Annotated in this window: 23 protein-coding genes and 1 pseudogene; 8 read left to right on the top strand and 16 right to left on the bottom strand. The window is 61.8% G+C overall.

Features of this window, described 5'->3' with window-relative positions; translation table 11 throughout:
- Window positions 1-28: 28 nt before the first annotated feature.
- Window positions 29-421 (bottom strand): 30S ribosomal protein S9, encoded by a 393-nt coding sequence (gene rpsI, locus J3P90_RS04635; protein ID WP_003228056.1) that lies wholly within the window; start codon window positions 419-421, stop codon window positions 29-31.
- 14 nt (window positions 422-435) lie between these two features.
- Entirely contained in the window at window positions 436-864 is a 429-nt protein-coding gene (gene rplM / locus J3P90_RS04630; protein ID WP_003205365.1) for a 50S ribosomal protein L13, read from the bottom strand.
- 245 nt (window positions 865-1,109) lie between these two features.
- Between rplM and J3P90_RS04625 the strand changes: the two genes are divergently transcribed.
- A complete protein-coding gene (locus J3P90_RS04625) occupies window positions 1,110-2,150 on the top strand; it encodes an NADP(H)-dependent aldo-keto reductase (RefSeq protein WP_420765434.1) in 1,041 nt (346 codons plus the stop codon).
- A 132-nt stretch (window positions 2,151-2,282) separates the two neighbouring features.
- Here J3P90_RS04625 and J3P90_RS04620 read toward each other — a convergent pair whose 3' ends face one another.
- Window positions 2,283-3,419 carry an acyl-CoA dehydrogenase family protein gene (locus J3P90_RS04620; RefSeq protein ID WP_434675890.1) on the bottom strand — a complete coding sequence of 379 codons (1,137 nt, stop codon included), beginning with the start codon at window positions 3,417-3,419 and terminating at the stop codon, window positions 2,283-2,285.
- Between the two features lie 243 nt (window positions 3,420-3,662).
- Here J3P90_RS04620 and J3P90_RS04615 point away from each other — a divergent pair, with 243 nt between their 5' ends.
- Window positions 3,663-4,559, top strand: a complete 897-nt coding sequence (locus J3P90_RS04615; RefSeq protein ID WP_420765651.1) for a GlxA family transcriptional regulator — start codon at window positions 3,663-3,665, stop codon at window positions 4,557-4,559.
- A 181-nt stretch (window positions 4,560-4,740) separates the two neighbouring features.
- Here J3P90_RS04615 and zapE read toward each other — a convergent pair whose 3' ends face one another.
- The 3 genes from zapE to J3P90_RS04600 form a co-directional block, all read right to left on the bottom strand.
- On the bottom strand, window positions 4,741-5,835 hold the full coding sequence (zapE, locus tag J3P90_RS04610) for a cell division protein ZapE (protein WP_420765436.1): 1,095 nt from the start codon (window positions 5,833-5,835) through the stop codon (window positions 4,741-4,743).
- Window positions 5,836-5,936: 101 nt separating this feature from the next.
- Window positions 5,937-7,292: a tryptophan--tRNA ligase gene (locus J3P90_RS04605; RefSeq protein ID WP_434675889.1), complete on the bottom strand. Its 1,356-nt coding sequence runs from the start codon at window positions 7,290-7,292 to the stop codon at window positions 5,937-5,939.
- A gap of 24 nt (window positions 7,293-7,316) precedes the next feature.
- A complete protein-coding gene (locus J3P90_RS04600; protein ID WP_434564148.1) occupies window positions 7,317-7,946 on the bottom strand; it encodes an alpha/beta hydrolase in 630 nt (209 codons plus the stop codon).
- A gap of 147 nt (window positions 7,947-8,093) precedes the next feature.
- Here J3P90_RS04600 and J3P90_RS04595 point away from each other — a divergent pair, with 147 nt between their 5' ends.
- Window positions 8,094-8,531 (top strand): YhcB family protein, encoded by a 438-nt coding sequence (locus J3P90_RS04595; RefSeq protein ID WP_420765439.1) that lies wholly within the window; start codon window positions 8,094-8,096, stop codon window positions 8,529-8,531.
- 244 nt (window positions 8,532-8,775) lie between these two features.
- Here the strand turns inward: J3P90_RS04595 and J3P90_RS04590 are convergent, their stop codons facing one another.
- The 8 genes from J3P90_RS04590 to J3P90_RS04555 form a co-directional block, all read right to left on the bottom strand.
- On the bottom strand, window positions 8,776-10,161 hold the full coding sequence (locus J3P90_RS04590; RefSeq protein WP_434675888.1) for an aspartate aminotransferase family protein: 1,386 nt from the start codon (window positions 10,159-10,161) through the stop codon (window positions 8,776-8,778).
- A complete protein-coding gene (locus J3P90_RS04585) occupies window positions 10,158-11,645 on the bottom strand; it encodes an NAD-dependent succinate-semialdehyde dehydrogenase (protein ID WP_434675887.1) in 1,488 nt (495 codons plus the stop codon). The genes J3P90_RS04590 and J3P90_RS04585 overlap by 4 nt, the downstream gene beginning before the upstream one ends.
- Window positions 11,646-11,775: 130 nt before the next feature.
- Entirely contained in the window at window positions 11,776-12,255 is a 480-nt protein-coding gene (locus J3P90_RS04580) for an Lrp/AsnC family transcriptional regulator (protein ID WP_434675886.1), read from the bottom strand.
- Between the two features lie 187 nt (window positions 12,256-12,442).
- Complete coding sequence (doeB, locus tag J3P90_RS04575; RefSeq protein WP_434648888.1) at window positions 12,443-13,444, bottom strand: N(2)-acetyl-L-2,4-diaminobutanoate deacetylase DoeB; 1,002 nt, start codon at window positions 13,442-13,444, stop codon at window positions 12,443-12,445.
- 3 nt (window positions 13,445-13,447) lie between these two features.
- Window positions 13,448-14,638: an ectoine hydrolase DoeA gene (gene doeA / locus J3P90_RS04570; protein WP_434675885.1), complete on the bottom strand. Its 1,191-nt coding sequence runs from the start codon at window positions 14,636-14,638 to the stop codon at window positions 13,448-13,450.
- A 39-nt stretch (window positions 14,639-14,677) separates the two neighbouring features.
- The gene (eutC, locus tag J3P90_RS04565; RefSeq protein WP_434675884.1) at window positions 14,678-15,670 is read right to left on the bottom strand and encodes an ectoine utilization protein EutC; all 993 of its coding nucleotides are present in this window, start codon (window positions 15,668-15,670) and stop codon (window positions 14,678-14,680) included.
- A gap of 21 nt (window positions 15,671-15,691) precedes the next feature.
- Window positions 15,692-16,663 (bottom strand): hydroxyectoine utilization dehydratase EutB, encoded by a 972-nt coding sequence (gene eutB / locus J3P90_RS04560; RefSeq protein ID WP_434675883.1) that lies wholly within the window; start codon window positions 16,661-16,663, stop codon window positions 15,692-15,694.
- A gap of 307 nt (window positions 16,664-16,970) precedes the next feature.
- Window positions 16,971-18,365, bottom strand: a complete 1,395-nt coding sequence (locus J3P90_RS04555) for a PLP-dependent aminotransferase family protein (RefSeq protein ID WP_420765447.1) — start codon at window positions 18,363-18,365, stop codon at window positions 16,971-16,973.
- A gap of 290 nt (window positions 18,366-18,655) precedes the next feature.
- On the opposite strand from J3P90_RS04555, the gene ehuB reads away from it, so the two are divergent.
- The 4 genes from ehuB (at window position 18,656) to ehuA (ending at window position 21,768) form a co-directional block, all read left to right on the top strand.
- The gene (ehuB, locus tag J3P90_RS04550; RefSeq protein WP_434675882.1) at window positions 18,656-19,513 is read left to right on the top strand and encodes an ectoine/hydroxyectoine ABC transporter substrate-binding protein EhuB; all 858 of its coding nucleotides are present in this window, start codon (window positions 18,656-18,658) and stop codon (window positions 19,511-19,513) included.
- A 73-nt stretch (window positions 19,514-19,586) separates the two neighbouring features.
- Window positions 19,587-20,246 (top strand): ectoine/hydroxyectoine ABC transporter permease subunit EhuC, encoded by a 660-nt coding sequence (gene ehuC / locus J3P90_RS04545; protein ID WP_045156852.1) that lies wholly within the window; start codon window positions 19,587-19,589, stop codon window positions 20,244-20,246.
- The gene (gene ehuD / locus J3P90_RS04540) at window positions 20,243-20,899 is read left to right on the top strand and encodes an ectoine/hydroxyectoine ABC transporter permease subunit EhuD (protein WP_420765449.1); all 657 of its coding nucleotides are present in this window, start codon (window positions 20,243-20,245) and stop codon (window positions 20,897-20,899) included. Before ehuC ends, ehuD begins: the two co-directional genes overlap by 4 nt.
- Window positions 20,899-21,768 (top strand): ectoine/hydroxyectoine ABC transporter ATP-binding protein EhuA, encoded by an 870-nt coding sequence (gene ehuA / locus J3P90_RS04535; protein ID WP_434675881.1) that lies wholly within the window; start codon window positions 20,899-20,901, stop codon window positions 21,766-21,768. The genes ehuD and ehuA overlap by 1 nt, the downstream gene beginning before the upstream one ends.
- 231 nt (window positions 21,769-21,999) lie before the next feature.
- Here ehuA and J3P90_RS04530 read toward each other — a convergent pair whose 3' ends face one another.
- Entirely contained in the window at window positions 22,000-22,734 is a 735-nt protein-coding gene (locus tag J3P90_RS04530) for an OmpA family protein (protein ID WP_420765451.1), read from the bottom strand.
- A gap of 152 nt (window positions 22,735-22,886) precedes the next feature.
- Window positions 22,887-24,062, bottom strand: coding sequence for an aspartate aminotransferase family protein (locus tag J3P90_RS04525; protein WP_434675880.1), 1,176 nt, complete (start codon window positions 24,060-24,062; stop codon window positions 22,887-22,889).
- Between the two features lie 98 nt (window positions 24,063-24,160).
- On the opposite strand from J3P90_RS04525, the pseudogene J3P90_RS04520 reads away from it, so the two are divergent.
- Window positions 24,161-25,068 (top strand): annotated as a pseudogene (locus J3P90_RS04520) (LysR family transcriptional regulator).

The raw sequence follows: 25,068 nt of genomic DNA, 5'->3' as shown, positions 1-25,068 counted from the left end.
TGGGCGCCTTTTGAACGCGGAAGCGAAATTAACGCTTCGAGTACTGCGGACGCTTACGCGCTTTACGCAGACCGACTTTCTTACGTTCAACTTCGCGAGCATCGCGAGTTACGAAGCCAGCTTTACGCAGGGCGCTGCGCAGAGTTTCGTCGTAATCCATCAGGGCGCGAGTGATGCCGTGGCGGATTGCGCCAGCCTGGCCACTTACACCACCACCGATAACGGTGACGTAGATGTCGAATTTTTCGACGGTCTCGGTCAGTTCCAGCGGCTGACGAACTACCATGCGGGCAGTTTCGCGGCCGAAGAAGTTATCCAGGGAGCGGTTGTTGATGGAGATGTTACCAGTGCCCGGACGCAGGAAAACGCGTGCGGTTGCAGTCTTGCGACGGCCAGTGCCGTAATTTTGAGTCGCCGACATAATGAACTATTCCGTTAAAACTTCAGTTCTTGGGGCTGCTGAGCAGTATGAGGGTGAGCAGCGCCCGCATAAACCTTCAGCTTACGATACATGTCGCGACCCAGCGGGTTCTTAGGCAGCATGCCTTTAACCGCGGTCTCGATCACGCGCTCAGGGGCTTTGGCGATCAGCTTTTCAAAGTTGATCGACTTGATGCCGCCAGGAAAACCGGAGTGGGAGTAGTACATTTTGTCAGTGGTTTTAGCGCCAGTAACACGTACTTGCTCGGCGTTGATTACGACGATGTAGTCGCCGGTGTCAACGTGAGGGGTGTACTCAGGCTTGTGCTTGCCACGCAGACGGCTCGCGATTTCGGTGGCCAGACGACCCAGGGTCTGACCAGCAGCGTCGACGACAAACCAGTCGCGCTTTACTGTTTCCGGTTTAGCAGTAAAAGTTTTCATTCTTTATAGCCTCAGGGGCCGCCCTGTAAATTAGACGGCGGATCTTACTGAATAGTGCGTACTTTGACAAGTCAAAGGCAGCCGGATACAGACGCTTTCGGGGGCTCGGGTCGGCGCGTCCGTTCAACGGCAAGATTCTTCGGCGGCGGCGCATCACTTCCACTGCAGAAAGAGGTGCGCAATTATGCAGATTGCGAAAAATATTTCAACCTGCTTTTATGATTGTTTTGCCCAAGGAGTCCCCGATGGACTATCGCAAGCTAGGCCGTACCGATCTGAATGTCAGCGCCCTGTGCCTCGGCACCATGACCTGGGGTGAGCAGAACAGCGAGGCCGAGGCATTCGCCCAAATCGAACGCGCCAAGGGTGCCGGCATCAACTTCATCGACACTGCCGAAATGTACCCCGTGCCGCCCAAGGCCGACACCTACGCGACTACCGAGCGCTACATCGGCAACTACTTCAAGAGCCGTGGCGACCGCGCCGACTGGATCCTGGCGAGCAAGATCGCCGGCCCAGGCAACACCATCGACTACATTCGCGACAAGAACCTCAAGCACAACCGCCGCCACATCGTCGAAGCACTGGACGCCAGCCTCAAGCGCCTGCAGACCGACTGGATCGACCTTTACCAACTCCACTGGCCGGAACGCAGCACCAATTTCTTTGGCCAACTGGGCTACACCCACAAGGCCGACGAAGACTTCACGCCCCTGGAGGAAACCCTCGAAGCCCTCGACGAGCAGGTCCGGGCCGGCAAGATCCGCCACATCGGCCTGTCCAACGAGACGCCGTGGGGCACCATGAAATTCCTCGCTTTGGCCGAGGCCCGTGGCTGGCCGCGCGCCGTGTCGATCCAGAACCCGTACAACCTGCTCAACCGCAGCTTTGAAATCGGCCTGGCCGAGGTTGCCATCCGCGAACAGTGCGGCCTGCTCGCTTATTCACCGCTGGCGTTCGGCTTCCTGTCGGGGAAATATGAAAACGGCGCGCGCCCCGCCAAAGGCCGCCTGACGCTGTACAGCCGCTTCATGCGCTACTTCAATCCGCAGTCGGAAGCCGCGTGCAGCCGCTATGTGGCCCTGGCCCGTGAGCACGGCCTGGACCCGGCGCAGATGGCGCTGGCGTTCGTCACCCAACAGCCATTCGTCACCAGCAACATCATCGGCGCCACCACGCTGGAGCAACTGGACAGCAACATCGCCAGCTTCGACTTGAAGCTGTCGGATGAAGTGCTGGCGGGGATCGAGGCGATTCACAAGGATCAGCCGAACCCGGCGCCTTGATTGACTCATAGGCCCAATCGCGAGCAGGCTCGCTCCCACACTGGCTTTATGTTCGACCGCTAGATCGCGAGCGACACAAACACCTGTGGGAGCGAGCCTGCTCGCGATAGCGGACTCAAGGCCACCCCCTTATCAAAGCGACCGCGCAATGATCTCCTTCATGATTTCATTGGTCCCGGCATAGATCCGCTGCACTCGCGCATCCGCCCATGCCCGGGCAACCGGGTATTCCCACATGAAACCGTAACCGCCATGCAGCTGTACGCATTCGTCCAGCACTTTGCATTGCAGATCGGTGCCCCAGTACTTGACCATCGCCGCCGTCGGCACGTCGAGCTTGCCTTGCAGGTGAAGCTCCAGGCAACGGTCGACAAAGACCCGGCCAATCTGGATTTCGGTGGCCATTTCGGCGAGTTTGAAGCGGGTGTTCTGAAACTCGGCAATGGACTTGCCGAATGCCTTGCGGTCGCGGGTGTAGTCCAGTGTCCATTGCAGCGCCGCTTCGGCCGAGGCGAGGCCACCAATGGCGACGGTCAGGCGCTCCTGCGGCAGTTCCTGCATCAGGTAGGCGAACCCCATACCCGCCTGCCCCAACAGGTTCTCCTTCGGCACCCGCACGTCCTGGAAGAATAATTCGGACGTGTCCTGGGCTTTCATTCCCACTTTTTCCAGGCGCTTGCCTTTCTCGAAGCCGGGCGTCCCCGCTTCCACCAGGAACAGGCTGGTGCCCTTGGCGCCAGCCTTCGGGTCGGTCTTGGCGACGACGATGACCAGGTCCGCAAGGAAGCCGTTGGTGATGAATGTCTTGGAGCCGTTGATGACGTATTCATCGCCGTCCAACACCGCGGTGGTCTTCACCCCTTGCAAGTCGGAGCCCGCGCCCGGCTCGGTCATGGCAATGGCGGTCACCATTTCGCCGGATACCAGTTTCGGCAGATATTTATGTTTCAACGCCTCGCTGCCGTAATGAAGGATGTACGGCGCAACGATATCGGAGTGCAACGAGAAACCGATCCCGGTCAGCCCCAGGCGACCGATTTCCTCGATCACCACCGCGCTGTAGAGAAAATCCGCTTCCAGCCCACCGTAGGCCTCCGGAAGGTGCGAGCACAACATCCCCGCCTCCCCTGCCTTGTTCCAGAGTTCACGATCGATGTGCCCCTGTTTTTCCCACTGGCTGTGGTACGGCACGGCTTCTTTTTCTAGGAAAGTTCGTACGCTGTCGCGAAACAATTCGTGCTCGGGACTGAACAGGGTTCTGGGGATCATGGCGCACCTTTGGTTATTGTTGGATGGCTTATCCGACAGAGCCTAAGCCTGCCGCGCACAACGGGACACTGGACACTTGCGCCAAAAAATAAGACGATCCAGCCGTTTGATGACCACTATCCCCTATAAAAATAAAGATGAATTATGTCCATGCACGTCTCCACGCCCTTGCGGCGCGTCAGCATCCTGGCCATCGACCGGGTTTTCGCTTCCACCCTCATGCAAGCCAAGGATTTTTTCCACCTGGCCAGCCTGCGCTATGGCAAACAATTGGGCCACGGCCTGACGCCGGCGTTTGAAACCCGCCTGGTCAGCCCCGATGGCCAACCGGTGAACAGCTTCAGCGATGTGATCATGCCGGTGGACGGCGGCCTGGAAAACACCGACGTCATCATCCTGCCGGCCTTCTGGGATGATTTCGCAACCCTCAGCCAACGTTACCCACAAGTCCTGCCGTGGCTGCGCGAACAACACGCGCGCGGCGCGGTGCTCTGCGGCGAAGCCACCGGGGTCTTCTGGCTGGCCGAGGCTGGGCTTCTCGACGGTAAGGAGGCCACCACTTATTGGCGCTTTTTCAATGCCTTCAAGGAACGTTTCCCCCAGGTCCACTTGAACCAGGACAAGCATTTGACCGACGCGGACAACTTGTTCTGCGCAGGTGGCACCACGTCGGCATGTGATCTGTATATCTATTTGATTGAGCGCTTCTGCGGCGCCAACGTCGCCCAAGCCGTGGCGCGGGACATTCTCTATGAAGTGCAACGTAGCTATTCACCAGGACGGATCGGCTTCGGCGGGCAGAAGCTGCATCAGGATGTGATCATCCTGCAGATCCAGCAGTGGCTCGAAGAGCACTTCGCCGACAAGTTCCGCTTCGAGGACGTCGCCCGCGAGCACGGCATGAGCATCCGCAATTTCATGCGTCGCTTCCAGACCGCCACGGGCGACAAGCCCCTGCATTACCTGCAACGGTTGCGGATCGAAACCGCCAAGGGCCTGCTGTCCGGCAGTCGAAAGAGCATCAAGACCATCAGTTATGAAGTGGGTTACGACGACGCGAGCTTTTTTGCGCGACTGTTCCGGCAACACACCGACCTGTCGCCGAACCAGTATCGGCAGCAGTTTCAGCAGGCGGCGTAGGCCAAGTACCGGGCAAAAATCCATTGTGGGAGCGAGCTTGCTCGCGATGGCGGTGGATCAGCAGCATGGATGTTGACTCACACATCGCCATCGCGAGCAAGCTCGCTCCCACAGGGGTTAAGTGGGGAACCAGCAAATAAAAAGGCCTGCAATCGCAGGCCTTTTTTGATTTTCCGATCTCTTAAGGCTTATGCGCCCGCGACAGGAATTCGTGGGACTGCATCTCCAGCAAGCGACTCAGGGTCCGCTGGAACTCGAACGTCAGGCGCCCGCCCGTGTACAGGTCCTTGAGTTCGACTTCGGCCGAGATGATCAGCTTCACGTTGCGGTCGTAGAACTCGTCAACCATGTTGATGAAACGCCGAGCGATGTCATCAGTGGTGACGCTCATCTGCTCGACGCCGCTGAGCAACACAGCGTGGAAGATCTTGCCCAGCTCGATGTAATCGTTCTGGCTGCGAGGGCCGTCGCACAATTCGCGGAAGTCGAACCAGGCCACGTCGTCACAGGTGCGGATGGCGCGGATTTCGCGATTCTCGATGATCAGCACATCGTTCTCGACCGCCTGGGTGCATTCCGGCGTGAGGGCGCGGAAGCTCTTGCGCAGGCTCTCTTCGGCGGCGGCATCCAGCGGGAAATGGAACAGCTCCGCTTGCTCGAGGTGACGCAGGCGATAGTCCACGCCGCTGTCGACGTTGACGACTTCGGTGTGTTCTTTGATCAGCTTGATGGCCGGCAGGAAACGCGCCCGTTGCAGGCCGTCCTTGTAGAGGCCATCGGGCACGATGTTCGAGGTGGCGACCAGGGTTACGCCGTTCTTGAACAGCTCCTCCATCAGCGTGCCCAGGATCATGGCATCGGTGATGTCGGAGACGAAGAATTCATCGAAGCAGATCACCCGGGTTTCGGCGGCGAAGCGCTTGGCGATGATGGTCAGCGGGTTCTTTTCGCCGCCCAGGGTTTTCATTTCTTCGTGCACGCGCTTCATGAAGCGGTGGAAGTGCGTCCGCGTCTTTTCCTTGAACGGCAGCGCTTCGAAGAAGGTGTCCACCAGGTAAGTCTTGCCACGGCCGACGCCGCCCCAGAAATACAGGCCCTTGACCGGCGCCTGGTCTTTCTTGCCGAACAGTTTGCCCAACAAGCCCGGCTTGTTGTTCGACGCGGCGATCAGGTCGTCGTACAGGCGCTGCAAGTGCCGCACGGCCGTTTCCTGGGCTGCGTCGTGAAAGAATTCCGGGCGTTTCAGATCAGCTTGATATCGTTCTAGGGGCGTCATATTCGTTAGCAAGGCAACAAAAACGGGCCGTCACTGTAGCGATGGCCCAGAAGAATGGCAATCGGCCCTTATTCGGGCCGATGGTCGGGTGACGTCTTCGCTTAGTCCTGGGCAGGCGTCAGGGCCACGCGCAACGCGTCGATGGCCGCATCCCGAGCGGCGCTGTCAGCAAACGCCGGGCTCTGGGCCACGCATGCACCGTCGAGCCAGACACCGAAACCCAAGTCGTCACTGCGTACGTCCAAGGGTTGGCCGGACTGCAACTGCTTGGTCACCTGCCCCGCTGTCTTGCCGTCGGCAAAGTTGTTGGAGAGCAACAGTTGCTCGCCATCGGCGGAAAGCAGGCGGAATCGGAAACTCCCGTCCTCGTCGCGGAAGCTGACGAAGCGCGCTGCCTTGGCTGCTTTCTTTTTGGTCTGGGTCGCCACTTGGACCTGGCTGACGAAGGAGCGCAGGCCGACGGCCTCCCGCAGCTCGTTGAGGAACGGTGTCGCCACGGCCCGGGCCTTGCTCGCGCCCAGTTGCAGGATGTCTTCGAGGTCCGATGGGCGCTCGATGAACTGGTGATAACGCTCGCGCGCTTCGCCCAGCTCGCTGTCGAGCAACTGGAACAGACGATTCTTGGCTTCGCCCCAACCCAGGCCCTGCAGCAGTTCGCTACGGAACTCGGCGGACTGTTCGGCAGTGGCGAACGCTTGGAACAAGGTGAACAAATGCGAGTTGTCCGGATCCTTGGCTTCGCCTGGTGCGCGGGAGTCAGTGACGATCCGCGAGATCGCATCCTTCATGTCCTTGGCGCTGCTGAACAACGGGATGGTGTTGTCATAGCTCTTGGACATCTTGCGGCCATCGAGCCCCGGCAACGTGGCGACGCTTTCCTCGATCAGTGCCTCGGGCATGGTGAAGAACTCCTTGCCCTTGCCGAACAGGTGGTTGAAGCGCTGGCCGATGTCGCGGGCCATTTCCACGTGCTGGATCTGGTCGCGACCGACCGGCACCTTGTGAGCGTTGAACATCAGGATGTCAGCCGCCATCAACACCGGGTAGCTGTACAGCCCCATGGTGATGCCGGCGTCCGGGTCTTCGCCGGCCTCGACGTTCTTGTCCACCGACGCCTTATAGGCGTGGGCACGGTTGAGCAGGCCCTTGGCGGCGACGCAGGTCAGCAGCCAGGTCAGCTCCGGAATTTCGGGAATGTCAGACTGGCGATAAAACGTCACACGGTCCACATCCAGGCCGCCGGCCAGCCAGGTGGCGGCGATTTCCAGGCGCGAGCGCTGGATGCGCATCGGGTCATCGCACTTGATCAGGGCGTGATAGTCAGCCAGGAAGTAGAACGAATCGGCATTGCTGTCGCGGCTGGCGAGGATCGCCGGACGGATGGCGCCAGCATAGTTGCCCAGGTGCGGGGTGCCAGTAGTGGTGATGCCAGTCAGGATACGGGTACGCGTCGTCATGGATTATCGCTTGTCAGACTGCTGTCAATTCGAGAGGCGCGGCAAGAGCAGATCCTTGAGATCGGTCAGCTTGCCATGGAAAAAGTGTCCGCATTCTGCCACTTTCAGCAGCTCATGGGGGCGTTCGAGCGCCTCGGACCAGGTGTAAACCAGTTGCGGATCCACCACTTCGTCGGTTTCCGGCTGGATCACGGTCAACTCTCCCCCCTTCGGCAAAGGCGATTGCTCGTTCAGGCGCATCACCGCGGGGGCAACCATGAACAGGTGCTTGAGGGATTGACCCTGGGCTTCCAGGCGCCCGCCGAGGGTCGCGGCAACGAAGCCGCCGAAAGAGAAACCGAACAGGGTCAGCGGCAGGCCGGGGTGTTTTTCCAGCAGCCAGGCGGCTGCGGCCTGGGCGTCATCCACTTCGCCGGTACCCATGTCATGACTGCCGGCACTGGCGCCGACGCCACGATAATTGAAACGCAACGTAACCAGGCCGGCATCCCGAGCGGTGCGTTGCAGGGTCGACACCACTTTGTTGAGCATGGTCCCACCCTGTACCGGGTTCGGGTGGCAGATCAGCGCCAGGCCGCGGGGAGCCTCGCTGTCCAGGTACAAGGCTTCCAGTTGGCCCACCGGGCCATCGATGACTACAGGGGTTTCGCGCATAAGCAAGGAAAGAACTCCGTGACCCCGAATAGGGTCGACTCGTCTAGCTAAAAGTCTGTGCCTGGCATGATTGCGATGTTCTTCGCGGTATACAGCGCAGGTCCGAGCCGTTAACGTAAAGCAAAGCCGTTTATAGAGGAAGGACTCGTGGAACACTCGCTCTTAGTTTGGCTGTTGCCGACTCTTGCCCTGGTTGCCGGTGTCGCCATTGGTTTCCTGATTGCCCGCCTGCTGCCCAACGCGGTGCCCAACAGCACCCAACGTCAGCTGGACGACATCCAGGAACGTTTCGACAGTTATCAGAATGAAGTGGTCACTCACTTCAACAGCACCGCCTCCCTGGTGAAAAAACTCACCCAGAGCTACCAGGAAGTCCAGGATCATCTGTCCGAGGGCGCCAACCGCCTGGCCCTTGACGAACAGACCCGCCAGCGCCTGCTCGCCGCCCTGCAAGCCGATGCGACGCAGAGCCCACGGGAACGCCTGACCCCACCGAAAGGGATCCAGGAACCGCCACGGGACTACGCCCCAAAGGCCCCGAATTCGCCCGGGATGCTCGATGAGCATTACGGTTTGAAGAAGTAATTTCCAAGCGACACCAAAAAGCCCGCCCGATCACAGATCGGGCGGGCTTTTTTTGGGTTCTATCTCCTCACTGCCATTTGATCCCCCTGTGGCGAGGGAGCTTGCTCCCGCTGGGTCGCGAAGCGGCCCCAAACCAGGCAACTCGGTGTGCCAGGAAAATCGAGTTCGCTGCTAAAGGGCTGCCGCGCAGCCCAGCGGGAGCAAGCTCCCTCGCCACAGGGATTGGTGCCCTGAGGCATCTCAGTTAAGGCAACACTTCTTCCGCCACCTGGTTGATGGCCGCTTTGGTGATGTCGACGATCAGGTCCGCATCCTCGCGAGTCAGGATCAATGGCGGGGCGAAACCCAGGATGTCGCCGTGGGGCATGGCGCGGGCGATCATGCCGCGCTCCAGGCAGGCCGCCGAGACCTTCGGGCCAACCTTGAGGGCCGGGTCGAACGCCGTGCGTTGTTCACGGTCGGCCATGAACTCCACTGCGGCCAGCATGCCGTCGCCGCGAACCTCCCCCACCAGCGGATGACCTTCCAGCGTTTCACGCAACCGACGGTTCAAGTAGCCACCAACATTCTCGGCGTTGGCCGTGAGGTTTTCCCGTTCGAGGATGTCGAGGTTGGCCAACGCCGCCGCCGCGCAGATCGGATGCCCGGAGTACGTCCAGCCATGGCCCATGGCGCCTTCGGCCTGGGAGGCTTTTTCAATCACGCTCCAGACCTTATCGCCGATGATCACCGCCGACAACGGTGCATAAGCACTGGTCAGCCCTTTGGCGGTGGTGATCAGGTCCGGCTTCATGCCGTAGCGCTGGCTGCCCATCTTCGAACCCAGGCGACCGAACGCGCAAACCACCTCGTCGGCAATCAACAGCACGTCGTATTTTTTCAGTACGGCCTGGATCGCCTCCCAGTAACCGGCGGGCGGGACAATGATGCCGCCAGTGCCCATCAGCGGTTCGCCGATGAGTGCCGCCACGGTGTCCGGGCCTTCGGCGAGGATCATTTTTTCCAGTTCATCGGCGCAATAACGCACGAACGTCGCTTCGTCCATCCCCGCCGGTGCCTTGCGATACCAATGCGGGCAAACTGTGTGCTTGATCCCCTCTGCCGGCAGGTCGAAATGTTGGTGAAAGGCGGGCAACCCGGTCAGGCTGCCGGTCATGATGCCCGAGCCATGGTAGCCACGGTCGCGGGAAATGATTTTCTTCTTTTGGGGCCGGCCCAGCACGTTGTTGTAGTAACGCACCAGTTTGATCTGGGTTTCATTGGCATCGGAGCCGGACAAGCCGTAATAAACCTTCTTCATCCCCTCCGGCGCCCAGTCCATGATGCGGCTGGACAGCTCGATGATCGCCTCGCTCGAATGGCCGACATAGGTGTGGTAATAGGCCAGTTCCTTGGCCTGCTTGTAGATGGCATCGGCCACTTCGGTACGCCCGTAGCCGATATTCACGCAGTAGAGGCCGGCAAAGGCATCGATGAACTCGCGGCCTTCATGATCGCGAATGCGGATGCCCGACGCGCTCTTGATGATCCGCCCCTTGAGCGCGCCGCTGGCATGGTCATGGGCGTGGGTTGACGGGTGCATGAAATGCGCACGGTCTTGTTCGAACAGCGTGTTGAGTTCTTGGCTCATGCGGACTCTCCTGGGAACTGGCCTTGATGGTGCAGGCAAAAGTATTTGGTTTCGACAAAGGGCTCGAAGCCCTCGCTGCCACCCTCGCGACCGAGGCCCGAGGCTTTCATGCCACCGAAGGGGATCGGGTGGCCGGTGAACTTGACGCCGTTGACCGCAACCATGGCGTGGTCGAGACGGCGGATCAGTGGGTAAATGACATCCAGGCGGTTGGAGCAAATATAGGCGGCCAGTCCGTACTCGGTGTCGTTGGCCATTTCGATGGCTTCGTCCAAGGTGTCGAACGGCAGCACCCCGGCGATCGGCGCGAAGTTTTCTTCACGGTAGATGCGCATCTGCGGCGTGACATCGGCCAGCACGGTGGGTTGGTAGAACAACCCGCCCAAGGCATGGGCCTCGCCACCCACCAGGCGTTGAGCGCCCAACGCCAGGGCGTCGGCCACACGATCGGAGGTCGCATCGAACGCGGCCTGATGCATCAGCGGACCGACGTCCAGTTCCTGTTCCTGCTGATCGACCATGGCCGGCCCGACCCGCAAGGCGCGCACCGCTGCGGCGAAGCGAGTGAGAAATGCCTGGTAGACCGGGCGCTGCACCATGATCCGGTTGGCCGCGCAACAATCCTGGCCCGACGTCTGGAATTTCGCCTCGACGGCAACTTTCACCGCCAGCGTCAGGTCGGCATCGGCGCAGACAATGAACGGCGCGTTGCCGCCCAGCTCCAACGCGACTTTCTTCACATCATGGGCCGCCGCTTGCAGCACCAGTTTGCCGACCCGGGTCGAGCCGGTAAAACTCACCGAGCGTACGCGGCGGTCCTTGACCAAGGTCTCCATGACCATTTGCGGCTCGCCCAACACCACGTTGAAAACTCCGGCGGGAAAGCCGGCCTCTTCGGCCAGTTGGGCCAGGGCCAGGGCTGAATACGGGGTTTCGTGGGCCGGTTTGATCACCACGGTGCAACCGGCAGCCAGCGCGGCGGCGGCCTTGCGGGTGATCATTGCCGAGGGGAAGTTCCACGGCGTGAGCAGCGCGCAGACGCCCACCGGTTCCTTGATCGTGCCCAGGTGCGCGTTGGGGATATGGCTGGGGATGTTCTGGCCGTAGAGGCGTCGGGCTTCTTCGGCGAACCAAGGGATAAAGCTGGCGGCATAGGCGATTTCGCCACGGGACTCGGCCAACGGCTTGCCCTGCTCCAGGCTCAGGATGCGCGCCAGATCCTCGCGGTGCTCGGTGATCAACTGCGCCCAGCGCCGCAGCAACGCGCCACGGCTATCCAGGCCCAGTTCGCGCCACGCTGGGAATGCGCGATGCGCCGCGTCCACCGCCGCGACGATCTGCGGCGGGTCGAGCATCGGCACATGGCCGACGACCGTGCGGTTGGCCGGGTTGTGGACGGCGACGCTGTGGCCGCTGTCGCTGTGGACCCAATGGCCGTCGACGTAGCAAAGCGCTTTGAACAACAGCGGATGTTGGTAAGGCATGGCGTTCACTCCAGAGCGTGTGCGTGAACCCATGCTAGGGCAGCGACGCTTGGGTTTTCGGGCGTTTGAGCAGCCTCAGACCTTGGTTTTTTTCTGGAAAGAACAGGGCGTAAAGTGGTTTCTGCGGTGCTCAGGAGGGCGATGCCAGCTCCGCCGGCAACGCACCGGCGGTCTTGATGGTCTTGGTGACGATGTAGGTGAAGTAGCGTTCGATGCCAAGGTGTTCGAGCAGCAATTGGTCGACGAAACGTTGATAGGCATCGACGTCGGGCGCCTGGATCATTGCCAGGTAATCCACCCCGCCGCCGGTGGCATAACAGAACGCCACTTCGGGCGCGGCGACCATGCGCTGTTCGAAACGACGCATGTCCTGGGCGGTGTGCCGGGCCAGGGAAATCTCCACCAACACTTGTTGACGCTTGAACACCGCGCCCCAATCGATCTGCGCCCGATAGCCAACGATCAGGCCCGCCGCTTCCAACTTGCGCACCCGCTCCCAGGCCGGCGTCACCGACAGGTTGATGGCTTCGGCCAGGCTCGACTTGGTGATCCGTCCGTCGTCGGCGAGGATTTGCAGGATCTTCAAGTCGTAGCGATCGAGCTTGTGCATGGGGCAGGGCTCTCCAGACAATTCAAATTTCACACCGTCCCTGTGGCGAGGGAGCTTGCTCCCGCTGGGCCGCGCAGCGGCCCCAATAGCAGCTTCGTAATCGCTCAGATCAAAAAGCGACGACTGCTTCGCAGCCGAGCGGGAGCAAGCTCCCTCGCCACAGTGTGTGTGTGTCAGTTGAGGTGCATTACGCCAATACATCCGCAATCACCACCAACGTATCGCCACACTGCACCAGCCCGGGAAAATGCCGGGCCGCGAGCAGGCCGCTGCGGGCGGCGCGGTACTCGACCGGGGCGACGCCGCTGCGGGTGGTGTCATGGATGCGCGCCACCACCTCGCCTCTGCTCACGTTTTCACCGAGGTCGCGGCACATCTCCAGCAAACCGTTGTGCTCGCTGGCGATGAAACAACTGGCGTCCGGCATGTCGAGCACCAACGACGGCTGTAACTCGATAGAGCCCCGCAGGATGCCGGCGTGGATCAGCACGTTGCGCACCCCACGCTCGGCAATCGCCACGCTGCGGGCGGTGGACGAACCGCCGCCGCCCAGCTCGGTGGTGACGAACACCTTGCCCTGGGACTCGGCGGCGGTGTCGTACATCGACCCTGCGTCCAGCTCCAGCATGCGCATGCAATACGGCGCGTTGAAGGCCAGCATCCCGGCCTCGCAGCGGGCCTGTTGCTGTTTGTCCGGCAAGACGTGGCAGGCGGCGAATGGCAGGAAATCCAGGGTCCGGCCACCGGAATGAATGTCCAGGACAATGTCGGCCAGGGGCAGCAAGGTGCGGTTGAAGTAGTCGGCGATTTTTTCCGTGACGGTGCCGTCTGGCCTCCCGGGAAAGCTGCGGTTGAGGTTGCCCTTGTCGATGGGCGAAGTCCGGCGCCCGGCATGGAACGCCGGGGTGTTCATGAACGGCACGATGATCACGCGTCCGCTGATTTCATCGGCGGTCAATTGCTGGGCCAGTTTGCTCAGGGCCACCGGGCCTTCGTATTCATCGCCGTGGTTGCCACCACTGAGCAGCGCGGTCGGGCCGCTGCCGCGCTGGATCACGGTGATGGGAATCATCACCGCGCCCCAGGCCGAATCGTCCCGGGAATACGGCAGCTTGAGGAAGCCGTGTTGCACGCCTTCGCGGGTGAAATCCACCGTGGCGCTAATGGGGTTGATCGGCAATTCAGTCATGGGTCAATCCTTCACGAACAATTGACGAGGCACATTGCACAGCGTCTCGACGCCAGTCTCGGTGATCAGGATGCTCTCGGTGATCTCCAGGCCCCAATCATCCATCCACAGCCCGGGCATGAAGTGAAACGTCATGCCCGGTTGCAACACGCTGTTGTCGCCGGGACGCAGGCTCATGGTGCGCTCGCCCCAATCCGGCGGATAACTGATGCCGATGGGGTAGCCGCAACGGCTGTCCTTGTGGATGCCAAACTTCTCCAGCACCTTGAAAAACGCCACGGCGATGTCGCCCGTGGTATTGCCAGGCTTGGCCGCGTCCAGGCCGGCGGCGATGCCCTCGACCACGGCTTTTTCACCGTCGAGGAAATGTTGCGGCGGCTTGCCCAGGTAAATGGTGCGCGACAGCGGGCAGTGGTAACGCTTGTAGCAACCGGCGATTTCAAAGAAGGTGCCGGCGCCCTTTTCGAACGGCGAATCGTCCCAGGTCAGGTGCGGCGCGCTGGCGTCGGCGCCGGTGGGCAGCAGCGGCACGATGGCCGGGTAGTCGCCGCCATGGCCGTCGGCACCGAGGATGCCGCTGCTGTAGATCTCGGCCACCAGTTCGTTCTTGCGCATGCCCGGCTCTATCCGTTCCAGGATCCGCCCATGCATGTTCTCGACGATGCGCGCGGCGATGCGCATGTAGGCGATTTCCTGGGGCGACTTGACGGCGCGCTGCCAGTTCACCAACCCCGCCGCATCCACCAGCGTCGCGTCGGGCAGATGTTTTTGCAGGGACAGGTAGGCGGCGGCGCTGAAGTAGTAGTTGTCCATCTCCACGCCGATGCTCAGGGCGCCCCAGCCACGGGCGATGATCACCTCGCGGGACAAATAGTCCATGGGGTGGCGCTCGCGGGACTGCACGTAGATGTCCGGGTAGCCGACGATGTTGTCGGCCTGCATGAACACCGTGCGCCTGGCACCGTTGGCATCCTGGCCGCGACCGAACCACACGGGCTCGCCGTCCAGCGCCAGCAGCACGCACTGATGCACATAGAACGACCAACCGTCATAGCCGGTGAGCCAGGCCATGTTCGACGGATCGGTGACCAGCAACAGCTCCAGACCTTGGGCCTGCATGGCCGCGCGAACCTTTGCCAGGCGCTGGGCGTATTCCTCCCGCTGGAACGGAAGATTGACGACTATCTCTGACATCCACCTGCCCTCTGTTGAATGACTCATGAACAAAATGATCTAGCGACCGAACGCAAAGCCCTTGCCCGCCACCCGCGCCCGCTCGGACGCCAGGTTGGCGATGGCGGTGTCCTGGGCGCCGGTGCCGGTGAGATCGCACAGCGTCACTTGCGCGGCATCGGAGCGCCCCAGCCGTTGCCCCGCCAGGACTTGTCCCAGCTCCGTCAACGCCAGCTCATCGCGAACGGTGCCGGCGGCCAAGGCGTGGTGCAGCTCGCCGAGCACGCGGGTCTGGCTCAGGCGATCGGCGACATAGCAATCGACGGCCGCCAACGCTTGCGGGGAGATTTCGTTTTTGTGTTCGGCGTCCGAGCCCATCGCTGTGATGTGCAGGCCCGGATGCAAATGACGGGCTTCGATCAACGGCTCGCGACTGGGGGTGCAGGTGATGGCGATGTCCACGCCTTCCAGGGCGGCGTCAATGGCGTCGCACGGCGTGACGGCAAGCCCCGTGTCCCGCGCCAGCGCAAGGCCGAATGCCTGGGCTTTTTGTGCATCACGCGCCCAGATCCGCACCTCGTCGATGGGCCTTACCAGCCGCAACGCCTGAAGCTGCAACGCCGCCTGTTCACCCGCACCGATCAGCGCCACGCTGCGGCTGTCCTCGCGGGACAGACAACGCGCCGCCACCGCCCCAGCCGCCGCCGTACGGACGGCGGTGAGGTAACCGTTGTCCAACAGCAGCGCTTCCAGCAGGCCGGTGCGCGCCGAAAGCAGCATCATCATGCCGTTCAGGCTGGGCAGGCCGAGCTTGGGGTTGTCGAAAAAGCCCGGGCTGACCTTGATGGCGAAGCGTTCAAGGCCTGGCAGGTAAGCGGTCTTCACATCCACCTCGCCGTTGTGCTCGGGAATGTCCAGCCGCAGGATCGGCGGCATCGCCACGGCGGCGGTGGCCAGCAGCACAAAAGCCTGCTCGACGGCGTCGACGCTGGCCAGGTCGAGGGCCACGCAGCTGCGCAGGTCAGCTTCGCTCAATAGGGTGACTTCACTCATGGCAGGCTCCGTTAAAGGGGATCAGGCGTTGGCGCCAGCGATGACGCGGGCATGTTGTTCGGTGTCGACGTTGCGCCCGCTGACCACCAGGACAATGGGTCCACGCGGCTCGACCAGGCCGTCGAGCAGCGCCGCGATGCCCACCACCGCGGCGCCTTCGAGCACCAGGCGTTCATGGTGATAGGCGTGGCGGATGGCATGGGCGATGGACGCTTCCGAGAGCAGGTGCAGGTCATCGATCAACTGCCGGGTCATGGCGAAGGTGTAGCGGTTGTCCAGCCCGATACCGCCGCCGAGGGAATCGGCCAGGGTCGGCAGTTCTTCGACATCCACGGGCTGCCCAGCGGCAAGGCTGGCGTGCATCGCCGCGCCTCGGGCCATGCTGATGCCGTGGACCTGGATCGCTGGATTGGCGCTTTTGAGGGCCAGGGCAACGCCGGCGAACAGACCGCCGCCGGACAACGGAACGAGGGCCTGGGCCACGTCCGGTTGCTGTTCCAGGATTTCCAGGCCGAGGGTGCCTTGGCCGGCGATGATCGCCGGGTGATCGAAGGGCGGCAGGAAGGTCGCGCCCTGCTCGTTCGCGATGCGCTCGGCTTCGCGCTGGGCATCGTCCTGGGACTGGCCGACGATGCAGACCTCGGCGCCGAGGTCACGAATCGCTTGCACCTTGTTGGATGGCACCAGGTGAGACAGGCAGACAATCGCCCGCACGCCTTGTTGCGACGCGGCGTGCGCCAGCGCCCGGCCGTGATTGCCAGTCGACGCCGTGACCACGCCGCGCGCCTTCTGCTCGACGCTGAGCTGCGCCACCGCATTGCTCGCGCCACGCAGCTTGAAGCTGCCGGTGATCTGCAGGGCTTCCAGCTTGAGGAATACGGGCACGCCCATCCGTCGCGACAGGCTAGGGGAATGCTCCATGGGCGTGCGCCTGACCTGCGACTCGATGCGCTGGCGAGCGAGGTAGATGTCCTGAAGCTGCAACCCTGTCATGACCGCGTCCCGAGCAGATGTGTTGGGCGCAGTCTAAGAGGGCCGGATTGTGGTGATGAATGTACTAGGGCAATTTAGTTTGCATTCACTATCGACCAAAAGAGATGACCACAATCCTCAAAGAACACCTCGCTCCCTGTGGCGAGGGAGCTTGCTCCCGCTGGTCTGCGCAGCAGACCCAACTCCTTTCAACCAGACGCACCTGCAGACGTTTAACTGTTTCTACGACTGCTTCGCAGCCGAGCGGGAGCAAGCTCCCTCGCCACAAAAGCACCTGCAACTTTGGAGTAAGCCCACCGCTTACCCATCAAAAATCATGAATCTGCGGATATTGATTGAAGATCTCCCGCATGCCGATCAACGCATGGCGCATTTCTTCATCGCTGCATTCGGCGCCGACGCACACCCGCACCGCGCGCGGCCTGGGGGTGCCGCGTACAGTGAACGGATCGGGGGACGTGACGGCGATATGCTTGTGGCGCAACGCCCGCACCAGGCTGTCCACTTCCCAGTGCGGCGGGATGCCGATCCAGGCATTCAAGGCATGAGGATGCTGGGCCAATACATGCTCACCCATGTATTCGGTGACCATCGCCTGGCGTCCGGCCAACAGGCGCCGTTGAAGATGCAGCAGCGAATCGGCGCGGCCGTCGCGGATCCAGCGGGCGGCGATTTCCGAGACCATCGGCGTGGCCATCCAACTGTTGACGCGCAGAATGCTTTCGGTGCGCAGCGCCAGGCGCTTGGGCACCACCAGATAACCGATCCGCAACCCCGTGAGCACGGACTTGGTCATGCTCGTGCAATAGAACGACAGCTCCGGCAGGTAGTGGCTGATGGGCGGCGCGCGGCGTTCGTCCAGCAGCGGACCGTACACATCGTCTTCGATGATATGCACGCCAAACCGTCGGGCGATCTCGGCGATTTCCCGGCGACGGGCGTCGGGCATCAGGCTGGTGGTGGGGTTGTTCAAGTTTGGCGTGCACACCAGGGCGGTGATGCGCTCGTTGCTGCACATGTCCTCGAAGTGTTCGGGATCGATGCCATGGCGGTCAGTGTCCAGACCCTTGAGGGTAAAGCCCAGCACCTGGGAGTTGCCGATCACGCCGTGGTCGGTCAGCCCTTCGCAGAGCACCACATCGTCGGGCCCGGCGAGGGATGCCAGGGCGAGAAAAATGCCATGGGCGGCGCCATTGGTGATCAGCACATCGTTGCGATCGACCTTCAGGCCTTGGCGCCCGATCCATTGCACCGCCGCTTCGCGATGGGATTCAAAACCGGCTATCGGACGAAACGCATGGATCCAGGGCTGGTCTTCTTCGGTGCTCAGCTCGGCGCAGGTGTCGCGCCAGAACTGGTCGTGCTCGCGGGTGTGGAGAATGCGCGTGATGGAAAAATCCACCAGCGCCCGCTCGGGGCTGTCGAGTATGTAAGTGGCGACCCGGTCGCTCATGCGCCGCGAGACGAAACTGCCGCGCCCTACTTCGCAACGTACCAGCCCTTGGCGCTCCAATTCTTTGTAGGCATTGGTGACGGTCTGCACGCTGATGCCCATGGCGTCGGCTACCTGCCGTTGCGGCGGCAGGCGCTGGTCGTTGGCCAAGGCGCCCTGTTCGATGTCATCGGCGATCGCCTGCACCAGGATCTTGTATTTGGATTCACCACTGCGGGCGAGGTCCAGGGCTGACTTCCATTTATCCATAACGGCTGCAACCAGCGTGAGAACGGGTGCGCACAGCATTGCGCGGCCATCGCGCCAAAGCAATTGTCCTAGTGCAATACAATCCGCGCCGGGGCTTTTGTATGCTCGGTCCAAGGTCATCGTCCAGGCGGGTTCATTACCCCGACAAAAAGCCGGATCGACCTGTACCGGCGCCGCTACCGATTCCAGGCCTCGCCCGGATCCGCCGCCGTACGCTTTGCTCTTGTCACACTGCCTCCTAACACAGAACCGTCCGCTGACGGATCCACAAGAAACAGGAGATTTTATCGATGAGCAATTTTCTTCCCGGCACCTGCGCACCCTTGCGTCGGATCTTGTTGACCTGTGCCGCACTGGGCCTGGCCGGCAGCGTCCAGGCCGCCACGCTGGACACCATCAAAAGCGACAGCAGCATCCGCATCGGCTACGCCAACGAAACCCCGTTTGCCTTCACCGAAACCGACGGCACCGTCACGGGTGAATCGCCGGAGATTGCCAAGATCATCTTCGCCAAAATGGGCATCAAACAGGTCAACGGCGTGCTCACCGAATGGGGCTCGCTGATCCCTGGGCTGCGCGCGGGTCGCTTCGATGTGATTGCCGCCGGCATGTACATCACCCCGGCACGCTGCAAGCAAGTGTTGTTCACCGATCCGCAATACCAGCTGCCCGATGCCTTGCTGGTGGCCAAGGGCAACCCGAAAAAACTTCACAGTTATGAAGACATCGCCAAGCAACCGGATGTGAAGCTGGCAATCATGGCCGGCACGGTGAACCTGGCGTACGCTCGTGATTCCGGGGTCAAGGATGAACAGATTCTCCAGGTGCCCGACACCACCGCGCAATTGCAAGCCGTACGCGCCGGTCGCGCCGACGCCGCTGTCGGCACCCAACTGACCATGAAAGGCCTGGCCGCCAAGGGCGGTGACAAGGTCGAGGCGATGACTGAATTCAAGGACGACCCGTCCCACATCGGCTATGGCGCCCTGGCCTTCCGTCCCGAAGACAAGGACCTGCGCGACGCGGTCAACGCCGAGCTGAAAAAATGGCTCGGGTCGGAAGAACACCTCAAGGCCGTCGCGCCGTTCGGTTTCGACAAATCCAACGTCACCAGCAAGACCGCGGCCGAGCTCTGCGCTCAGCCCTAATGGCACGCCGAAACGGGCATGACGCGCGGTGCGTGATGCCCGTTCCCTGCTTCATCGGACATCGGGTTGAACCATGGGCGAATTACTTCCGTTATTGATTCAAGGGGCCTGGGTCACACTCCAGGTGACTTTCTTCGGCTCGCTGCTGGCGATTGTCGCGGCGGTACTCGCAGCCCTCGGACGGCTGTCGCCGTGGCGCGCGTTGCGCTGGTTTTCCATCACCTACATCGAAGTGTTCCGAGGCACGTCGCTGCTGGTGCAATTGTTCTGGCTGTTCTTCGTGCTGCCGCTGCCGCCGTTCAACATCGAGCTGAGCCCCTACGCCGTGGCGATTGTCGGCCTGGGCCTGCACATTGGCGCGTACGGGGCCGAGGTGATGCGCGGCGCCATCAGCTCAGTCGCCAAGGGCCAATACGAGGCCTGCACGGCGCTGAACTTCAGCGGTTTCACGCGCTTCAAGCGAATCATCCTGCCCCAGGCGTTGCTGGCGGCCATTCCACCCGGCACCAATTTGTTGATCGAGTTGCTGAAGAACACGTCGCTGGTATCGCTGATCACCTTGTCGGACCTGAGTTTCCGGGCGCGCCAGTTGGATCAGGCAACGTTCCAGACCCTGGAGATCTTCAGCCTGGCGCTGGTGATGTATTTCATCCTCGCCCAGGCCATCAACTTCGGCATGCGCAACATCGAGCGGCGGCTGAGCCGGGGCCGGATGCGTGGAGGTCTGTCATGACACTGTTCGACTGGTCTTACGCCGCGCAAATTCTCCCGGACCTGCTGCGCGCCTCCCTCAACACCGTGGGCATCACCTTGATCGGCTTTGTGATTGCAATCGTGCTGGGGCTGTTCCTTGCGATTGGCCGGCGCAGCCGCCGATTCTGGCTGTCGTGGCCGGCCACGGCGGTGATCGAATTCATCCGCAGCACGCCGTTGCTGATCCAGGTGTACTTCCTCTACTACGTGCTGCCCAACTACGGCCTGAGCCTGACGGCCATGCAGGTTGGCATCGTGGGCATCGGCCTGCACTACGCCTGCTACATTGCCGAGGTCTATCGCAGCGGCCTCGACGCGGTGCCTCGGGCGCAGTGGGAAGCGGTGACAGCATTGAACATCGCGCCATACGACGCGTACCGCAACATCATCCTGCCCCAGGCATTGCGCCCCATCGTGCCGCCGCTGGGCAACTACCTGGTGGCAATGCTCAAGGACACGCCGGTGCTGTCGGCGATCACCGTGGTGGAAATCATGCAGCAGGCCAAGAATATCGGCTCCGAGCACTTCCGCTACCTGGAACCGATCACCCTGGTCGGCCTGTTCTTCCTCGCCCTGAGCCTCGCCTTGGCTTATCTGGTACGGCGCCTTGAAACGCGCATGGAGCTACGCTAATGACTTTACCTCTGTCCACGCCCACCGATCTGTCCCGGCGCAGCACGCTGGCATCGCAGCAGGAGGCCCCGGCCATGAACGTCCCGACACCGTCCCGGCCAATTGTGAGTTTCCAGGACGTGACCAAAAGCTACGGCAGCTTCACAGTGCTCGACCATTTGAACCTGGATGTCGCGCCCGGTGAAAAAGTCGCGATCATCGGCCCCAGTGGTTCCGGCAAATCGACGCTGTTGCGGGTGTTGATGACCCTGGAGGGTATCGACCAGGGCCAGATCCGCATCGAGGATGATTCGCTGACCCACATGCCCAACCGCAACGGCGTGCTGGTGCCCGCGAACGACCGACACATCCGCCGGGTGCGCGGCAAGATCGGCATGGTATTCCAGAGCTTCAACCTGTTTCCCCACATGACCGCGCTGCAGAACGTCATCGAGGCGCCCGTGCAAGTGCTGGGCATGAACCCGAAAGAAGCCCGCGAGCGTGCCGCCGACCTGCTGGAGCTGGTGGGCCTGGGCAACAAGCTAGACCATTACCCGTCGCAGCTGTCTGGCGGCCAGCAACAGCGGGTAGCGATTGCCCGGGCGCTGGCGATGCGGCCCAAGGTGATGCTGTTTGACGAAGTGACCTCTGCGCTGGATCCGGAGCTGTGCGGCGAAGTCTTGAACGTTATCCGCAAACTCGGCGCCGAATACAACCTGACGATGCTGATGGTGACTCACCAGATGGGCTTTGCCCGGGAGTTCGCAGACCGGGTGTGCTTTTTCTACAAGGGCCAGATTCACGAACAGGGCACCCCGGCGCAGATTTTCGAAAACCCGCAGCAGGAGCGTACGTGTGCGTTCTTGAGTGCGGTGAAAGAGGCGAATTGACCCCTAATTACTCAAGTGAACACCTCCGTGGCGAGGGAGCTTGCTCCCGCTGGACTGCGCAGCAGGCCCAAATCAGCGAACACGGTGTGTCAGGAGAATCAAGGCGAATGATCTCAGGACTGCTTCGCAGCCCAGCGGGAGCAAGCTCCCTCGCCACAAAAGCCCAAACGCCAGTCGCAAAAAAAGAGGGACCCCATTTTCGGGGGCCCCCTTTCGTTTACAGCCCAGCGATCAAGGATACTGCTGGTAAGTCTGCCCCTGCTGCTCCGGCGCCTGGTACTGCTGCCCCGGAATAGCCTTGAGGTTGACCTCGACGCGACGGTTCTGCGCACGGCCGTTGACGTCGCTGTTGCTCGCCACCGGGTTGTCCGGGCCGGCGCCACGGGCCGAGAGGTTGGCACCGCTCACGCCCTGGGACGTCAGGTAGGTCGCCACGCTCTGGGCACGGCGCTGGGACAGGTCCATGTTGTGCTGACGGCTGCCAGTACTGTCGGTGTAGCCGACGATTTCGATCTGGTTCTGGTTGAATTCCTTGAGGGAGTTGGCCAGGTTGTTCAGCGGCTGGTAGAAACTGGAGGCGATGTTCGCCGAGTCGGTGGCGAAGGTGATGTTGCCCGGCATGATCAGCTTGATCTGGTCGCCCTGGCGCTGCACCTCAACGCCGGTATTGGCCATGCTCGCACGCAGCTTCTTTTCCTGCTGGTCGGCGTAGTAGCCGTAGCCGGCCGCCGAGGCGCCAACCACCGCAGCGCCGATCAACGCACCCTTGCCCCGGTTATCGTGACCGATGGCCGCACCGGCCAGTGCCCCGGCCAGCGCACCGAGGCCACCGTACTTGGCGGTTTTGCTCATGCCCGACGAGTCGGTAGAGGCCTGGCCCTGATTGTCATAGGGGTTGGGCGACGCACAGCCGGACAACAGGGCCACGGCGGTAGCGACAACGATCAAGCGACGCGAGGTGAACATGAAGATGCTCCTGGGATTTTCAGTCTGGTTGCCAAAGTGTAGGCAATCGACTCTGGCGGGCGTTGGAACGCGGCAATCGTTAAAAATTCCGTCCCGTTGCGCTGCGTTTCGCCCTGACTGAACAACACCCGCCATCGCCCGACCTTGAGCATTCACACCTGCGCAAGGCTGCGGCTCACGCCCCTGGCGATCATCTCCACTTCCCGCCCGTCAATCGTCAGCGGCGGCAACAGGCGGATGGTCTTGCCCCGGGTGACGTTGATCAGCAGGCCATGGTCCCGGGCAGCACGAAGGGTCAGGTCACGGACCGGTTGCTTGAGTTCGATGCCAATCATCAACCCTTGGCCTCGGACCTCCAACACGTTCGGGTTATCCGCCAACTCAGCCCGCAGCCGGCTGAGCAACTGTGCGCCCTGACGCCCGGCGTTCGCCACCAGGCCTTGCTCCTCAATGATGTCCAGCACCGTGCAACCCACACGGCAGGCCAGGGGATTGCCGCCAAACGTACTCCCATGACTGCCGGGCGTGAACAGCTCGGCGGCTTTGCCCCGGGCCAGGCAGGCACCGATGGGGACGCCATTGCCCAAGCCTTTGGCAAGAGTCATGACGTCCGGCACGATGCCTTCGTGCTGGAACGCAAACCATTGGCCGGTGCGGCCGATGCCGGTCTGGATCTCGTCGAGCATCAGCAACCAGGCGCGCCGGCTGCACAGGTCCCGCAGCGCCCGCAGGTAACCCGGCGGCGCGACTTGCACGCCACTTTCCCCTTGGATCGGCTCCACCAGAATCGCGACGATACGCTCGCCATGGGTTTGCTGGATTTTTTCCAACGCCGCGAGATCGCCAAACGGCACCTTGATGAAATCCCCCGGCAACCGATTGAATCCCAGCCGCACCGATGGGCCGTCGCTGGCGGACATCGTGCCCAGCGTGCGCCCATGGAAGGCGTTGTCCATGACCACCACCAGCGGCTGCTCGACGCCTTTGTGCCAGCCGTGCAGACGCGCCAGTTTCAGTGCGGTTTCGTTAGCCTCGGCTCCGGAGTTGTTGAAAAATGCCCGGTCCATTCCCGACAACTGCGTGAGTTTGCCGGCCAACCGTTGTTGCCAGTCGATGCTGTACAGGTTGGAGGTGTGCAGCAACAGGCCGGCCTGCTCACTGATGGCCGCCACCAGCCGGGGATGGGAGTGCCCGACGTTGGTCACCGCCACACCCGCCACCGCATCGAGGTACTCGCGGCCGTCCTGGTCCCACAGGCGAGTCCCCAGGCCATGGGTGAAACTCAGTGCCAGAGGTTGGTAAGTGCTCATCAGGCAAGCGGCGGTCATGACATCTAGCTCCATCGGGTGGTTTTTTCCAGTATGGTTAGCCACCCTCGATGGATAAACGCTGCTTCACTTCAATCATTTATAAGCCGAGCTTGATAATGGACTTGTTCCAGGCAATGACTGTTTACGTAAAAGTCGTGGAGACGGGCAGCCTGACAGCGGCAGCCCTGGCGTGCGAAATGTCCACACCATGGTAGGCAATCATCTTCGTGCGCTGGAACAACGCCTCGGCGTGCGCCTGATCAATCGTACGACTCGTCGTCAACGCTTGACGGAATTCGGCTCAGCCTATTACCAACGTTGCCTGGAGGTGCTCGGGCTGGTCGCCGACTCAGAGCGCCTGGCGGAACAGACCCAAGGCGACCCCACCGGCACCTTGCGCATCACCGCGCCGCTGACCTTCGGCACGGAGCGCCTGGCGCCAGCACTGGCCGAGTTCAGCCAGCGCTACCCACAGGTCAAGCTCGATGTGGTACTGACCAACCAGCGCCTCGACCTGCTCGACCATGGCTTCGATGTCGCCATCCGACTGGGGCTCCCCGATCCGAAGCTGATCGCCCGCCCCTTGGTGGACTACACCCTGACCATCTGCGCGTCTCCCGTTTACCTCGCTCGGCGAGGCACACCGTGCAAGCCCGACGATTTGCGACTCCATGATTGCCTGTCGTTTGCCTATTCCGCCGGCGATGAATGGCGCTTCGCCCAGGAGCACTGGCCAATCAACGGCCCGGAAGGCGAAGTCAAAATCCCGGTGACCGGCCCGATGCTGATCAATAGCTCTTCGGGTTTGCACCGTGCCGCGCTGGCCGGCATGGGCGTGGTAATGCTGCCCGACGCGCTGGTGGCAAAGGATCTGCAGGAAGGGCATCTGGTGGCGCTGCTCCAGGACTATCAACTGCCTCATCGCCCGATGAGCCTGATGTACGCCCAGGATCGCTACCGTTTGCCGAAGCTGCGCAGTTTTGTCGAGTTTGCCCTGGAGTACTGGGCGAGGCCCGTCGGATAG

This window comes from Pseudomonas sp. D3-10, assembly GCF_051132175.1.
Lineage (GTDB): Bacteria > Pseudomonadota > Gammaproteobacteria > Pseudomonadales > Pseudomonadaceae > Aquipseudomonas.
Note: the sequence above shows the minus strand (reverse complement) of the source record. Positions and strands in the feature narration are given on the sequence as shown.

Coding starts and splice junctions, on each gene's coding strand:
- rpsI (WP_003228056.1), bottom strand. CDS start 421: ATGTCGGCGACTCAAAATTACGGCACTGGCCGTCGCAAGACTGCAACC.
- rplM (WP_003205365.1), bottom strand. CDS start 864: ATGAAAACTTTTACTGCTAAACCGGAAACAGTAAAGCGCGACTGGTTT.
- J3P90_RS04625 (WP_420765434.1), top strand. CDS start 1,110: ATGGACTATCGCAAGCTAGGCCGTACCGATCTGAATGTCAGCGCCCTG.
- J3P90_RS04620 (WP_434675890.1), bottom strand. CDS start 3,419: ATGATCCCCAGAACCCTGTTCAGTCCCGAGCACGAATTGTTTCGCGAC.
- zapE (WP_420765436.1), bottom strand. CDS start 5,835: ATGACGCCCCTAGAACGATATCAAGCTGATCTGAAACGCCCGGAATTC.
- J3P90_RS04605 (WP_434675889.1), bottom strand. CDS start 7,292: ATGACGACGCGTACCCGTATCCTGACTGGCATCACCACTACTGGCACC.
- J3P90_RS04600 (WP_434564148.1), bottom strand. CDS start 7,946: ATGCGCGAAACCCCTGTAGTCATCGATGGCCCGGTGGGCCAACTGGAA.
- J3P90_RS04590 (WP_434675888.1), bottom strand. CDS start 10,161: ATGAGCCAAGAACTCAACACGCTGTTCGAACAAGACCGTGCGCATTTC.
- J3P90_RS04585 (WP_434675887.1), bottom strand. CDS start 11,645: ATGCCTTACCAACATCCGCTGTTGTTCAAAGCGCTTTGCTACGTCGAC.
- J3P90_RS04580 (WP_434675886.1), bottom strand. CDS start 12,255: ATGCACAAGCTCGATCGCTACGACTTGAAGATCCTGCAAATCCTCGCC.
- doeB (WP_434648888.1), bottom strand. CDS start 13,444: ATGACTGAATTGCCGATCAACCCCATTAGCGCCACGGTGGATTTCACC.
- doeA (WP_434675885.1), bottom strand. CDS start 14,638: ATGTCAGAGATAGTCGTCAATCTTCCGTTCCAGCGGGAGGAATACGCC.
- eutC (WP_434675884.1), bottom strand. CDS start 15,670: ATGAGTGAAGTCACCCTATTGAGCGAAGCTGACCTGCGCAGCTGCGTG.
- eutB (WP_434675883.1), bottom strand. CDS start 16,663: ATGACAGGGTTGCAGCTTCAGGACATCTACCTCGCTCGCCAGCGCATC.
- J3P90_RS04555 (WP_420765447.1), bottom strand. CDS start 18,365: ATGGATAAATGGAAGTCAGCCCTGGACCTCGCCCGCAGTGGTGAATCC.
- ehuB (WP_434675882.1), top strand. CDS start 18,656: ATGAGCAATTTTCTTCCCGGCACCTGCGCACCCTTGCGTCGGATCTTG.
- ehuC (WP_045156852.1), top strand. CDS start 19,587: ATGGGCGAATTACTTCCGTTATTGATTCAAGGGGCCTGGGTCACACTC.
- ehuD (WP_420765449.1), top strand. CDS start 20,243: ATGACACTGTTCGACTGGTCTTACGCCGCGCAAATTCTCCCGGACCTG.
- ehuA (WP_434675881.1), top strand. CDS start 20,899: ATGACTTTACCTCTGTCCACGCCCACCGATCTGTCCCGGCGCAGCACG.
- J3P90_RS04530 (WP_420765451.1), bottom strand. CDS start 22,734: ATGTTCACCTCGCGTCGCTTGATCGTTGTCGCTACCGCCGTGGCCCTG.
- J3P90_RS04525 (WP_434675880.1), bottom strand. CDS start 24,062: ATGACCGCCGCTTGCCTGATGAGCACTTACCAACCTCTGGCACTGAGT.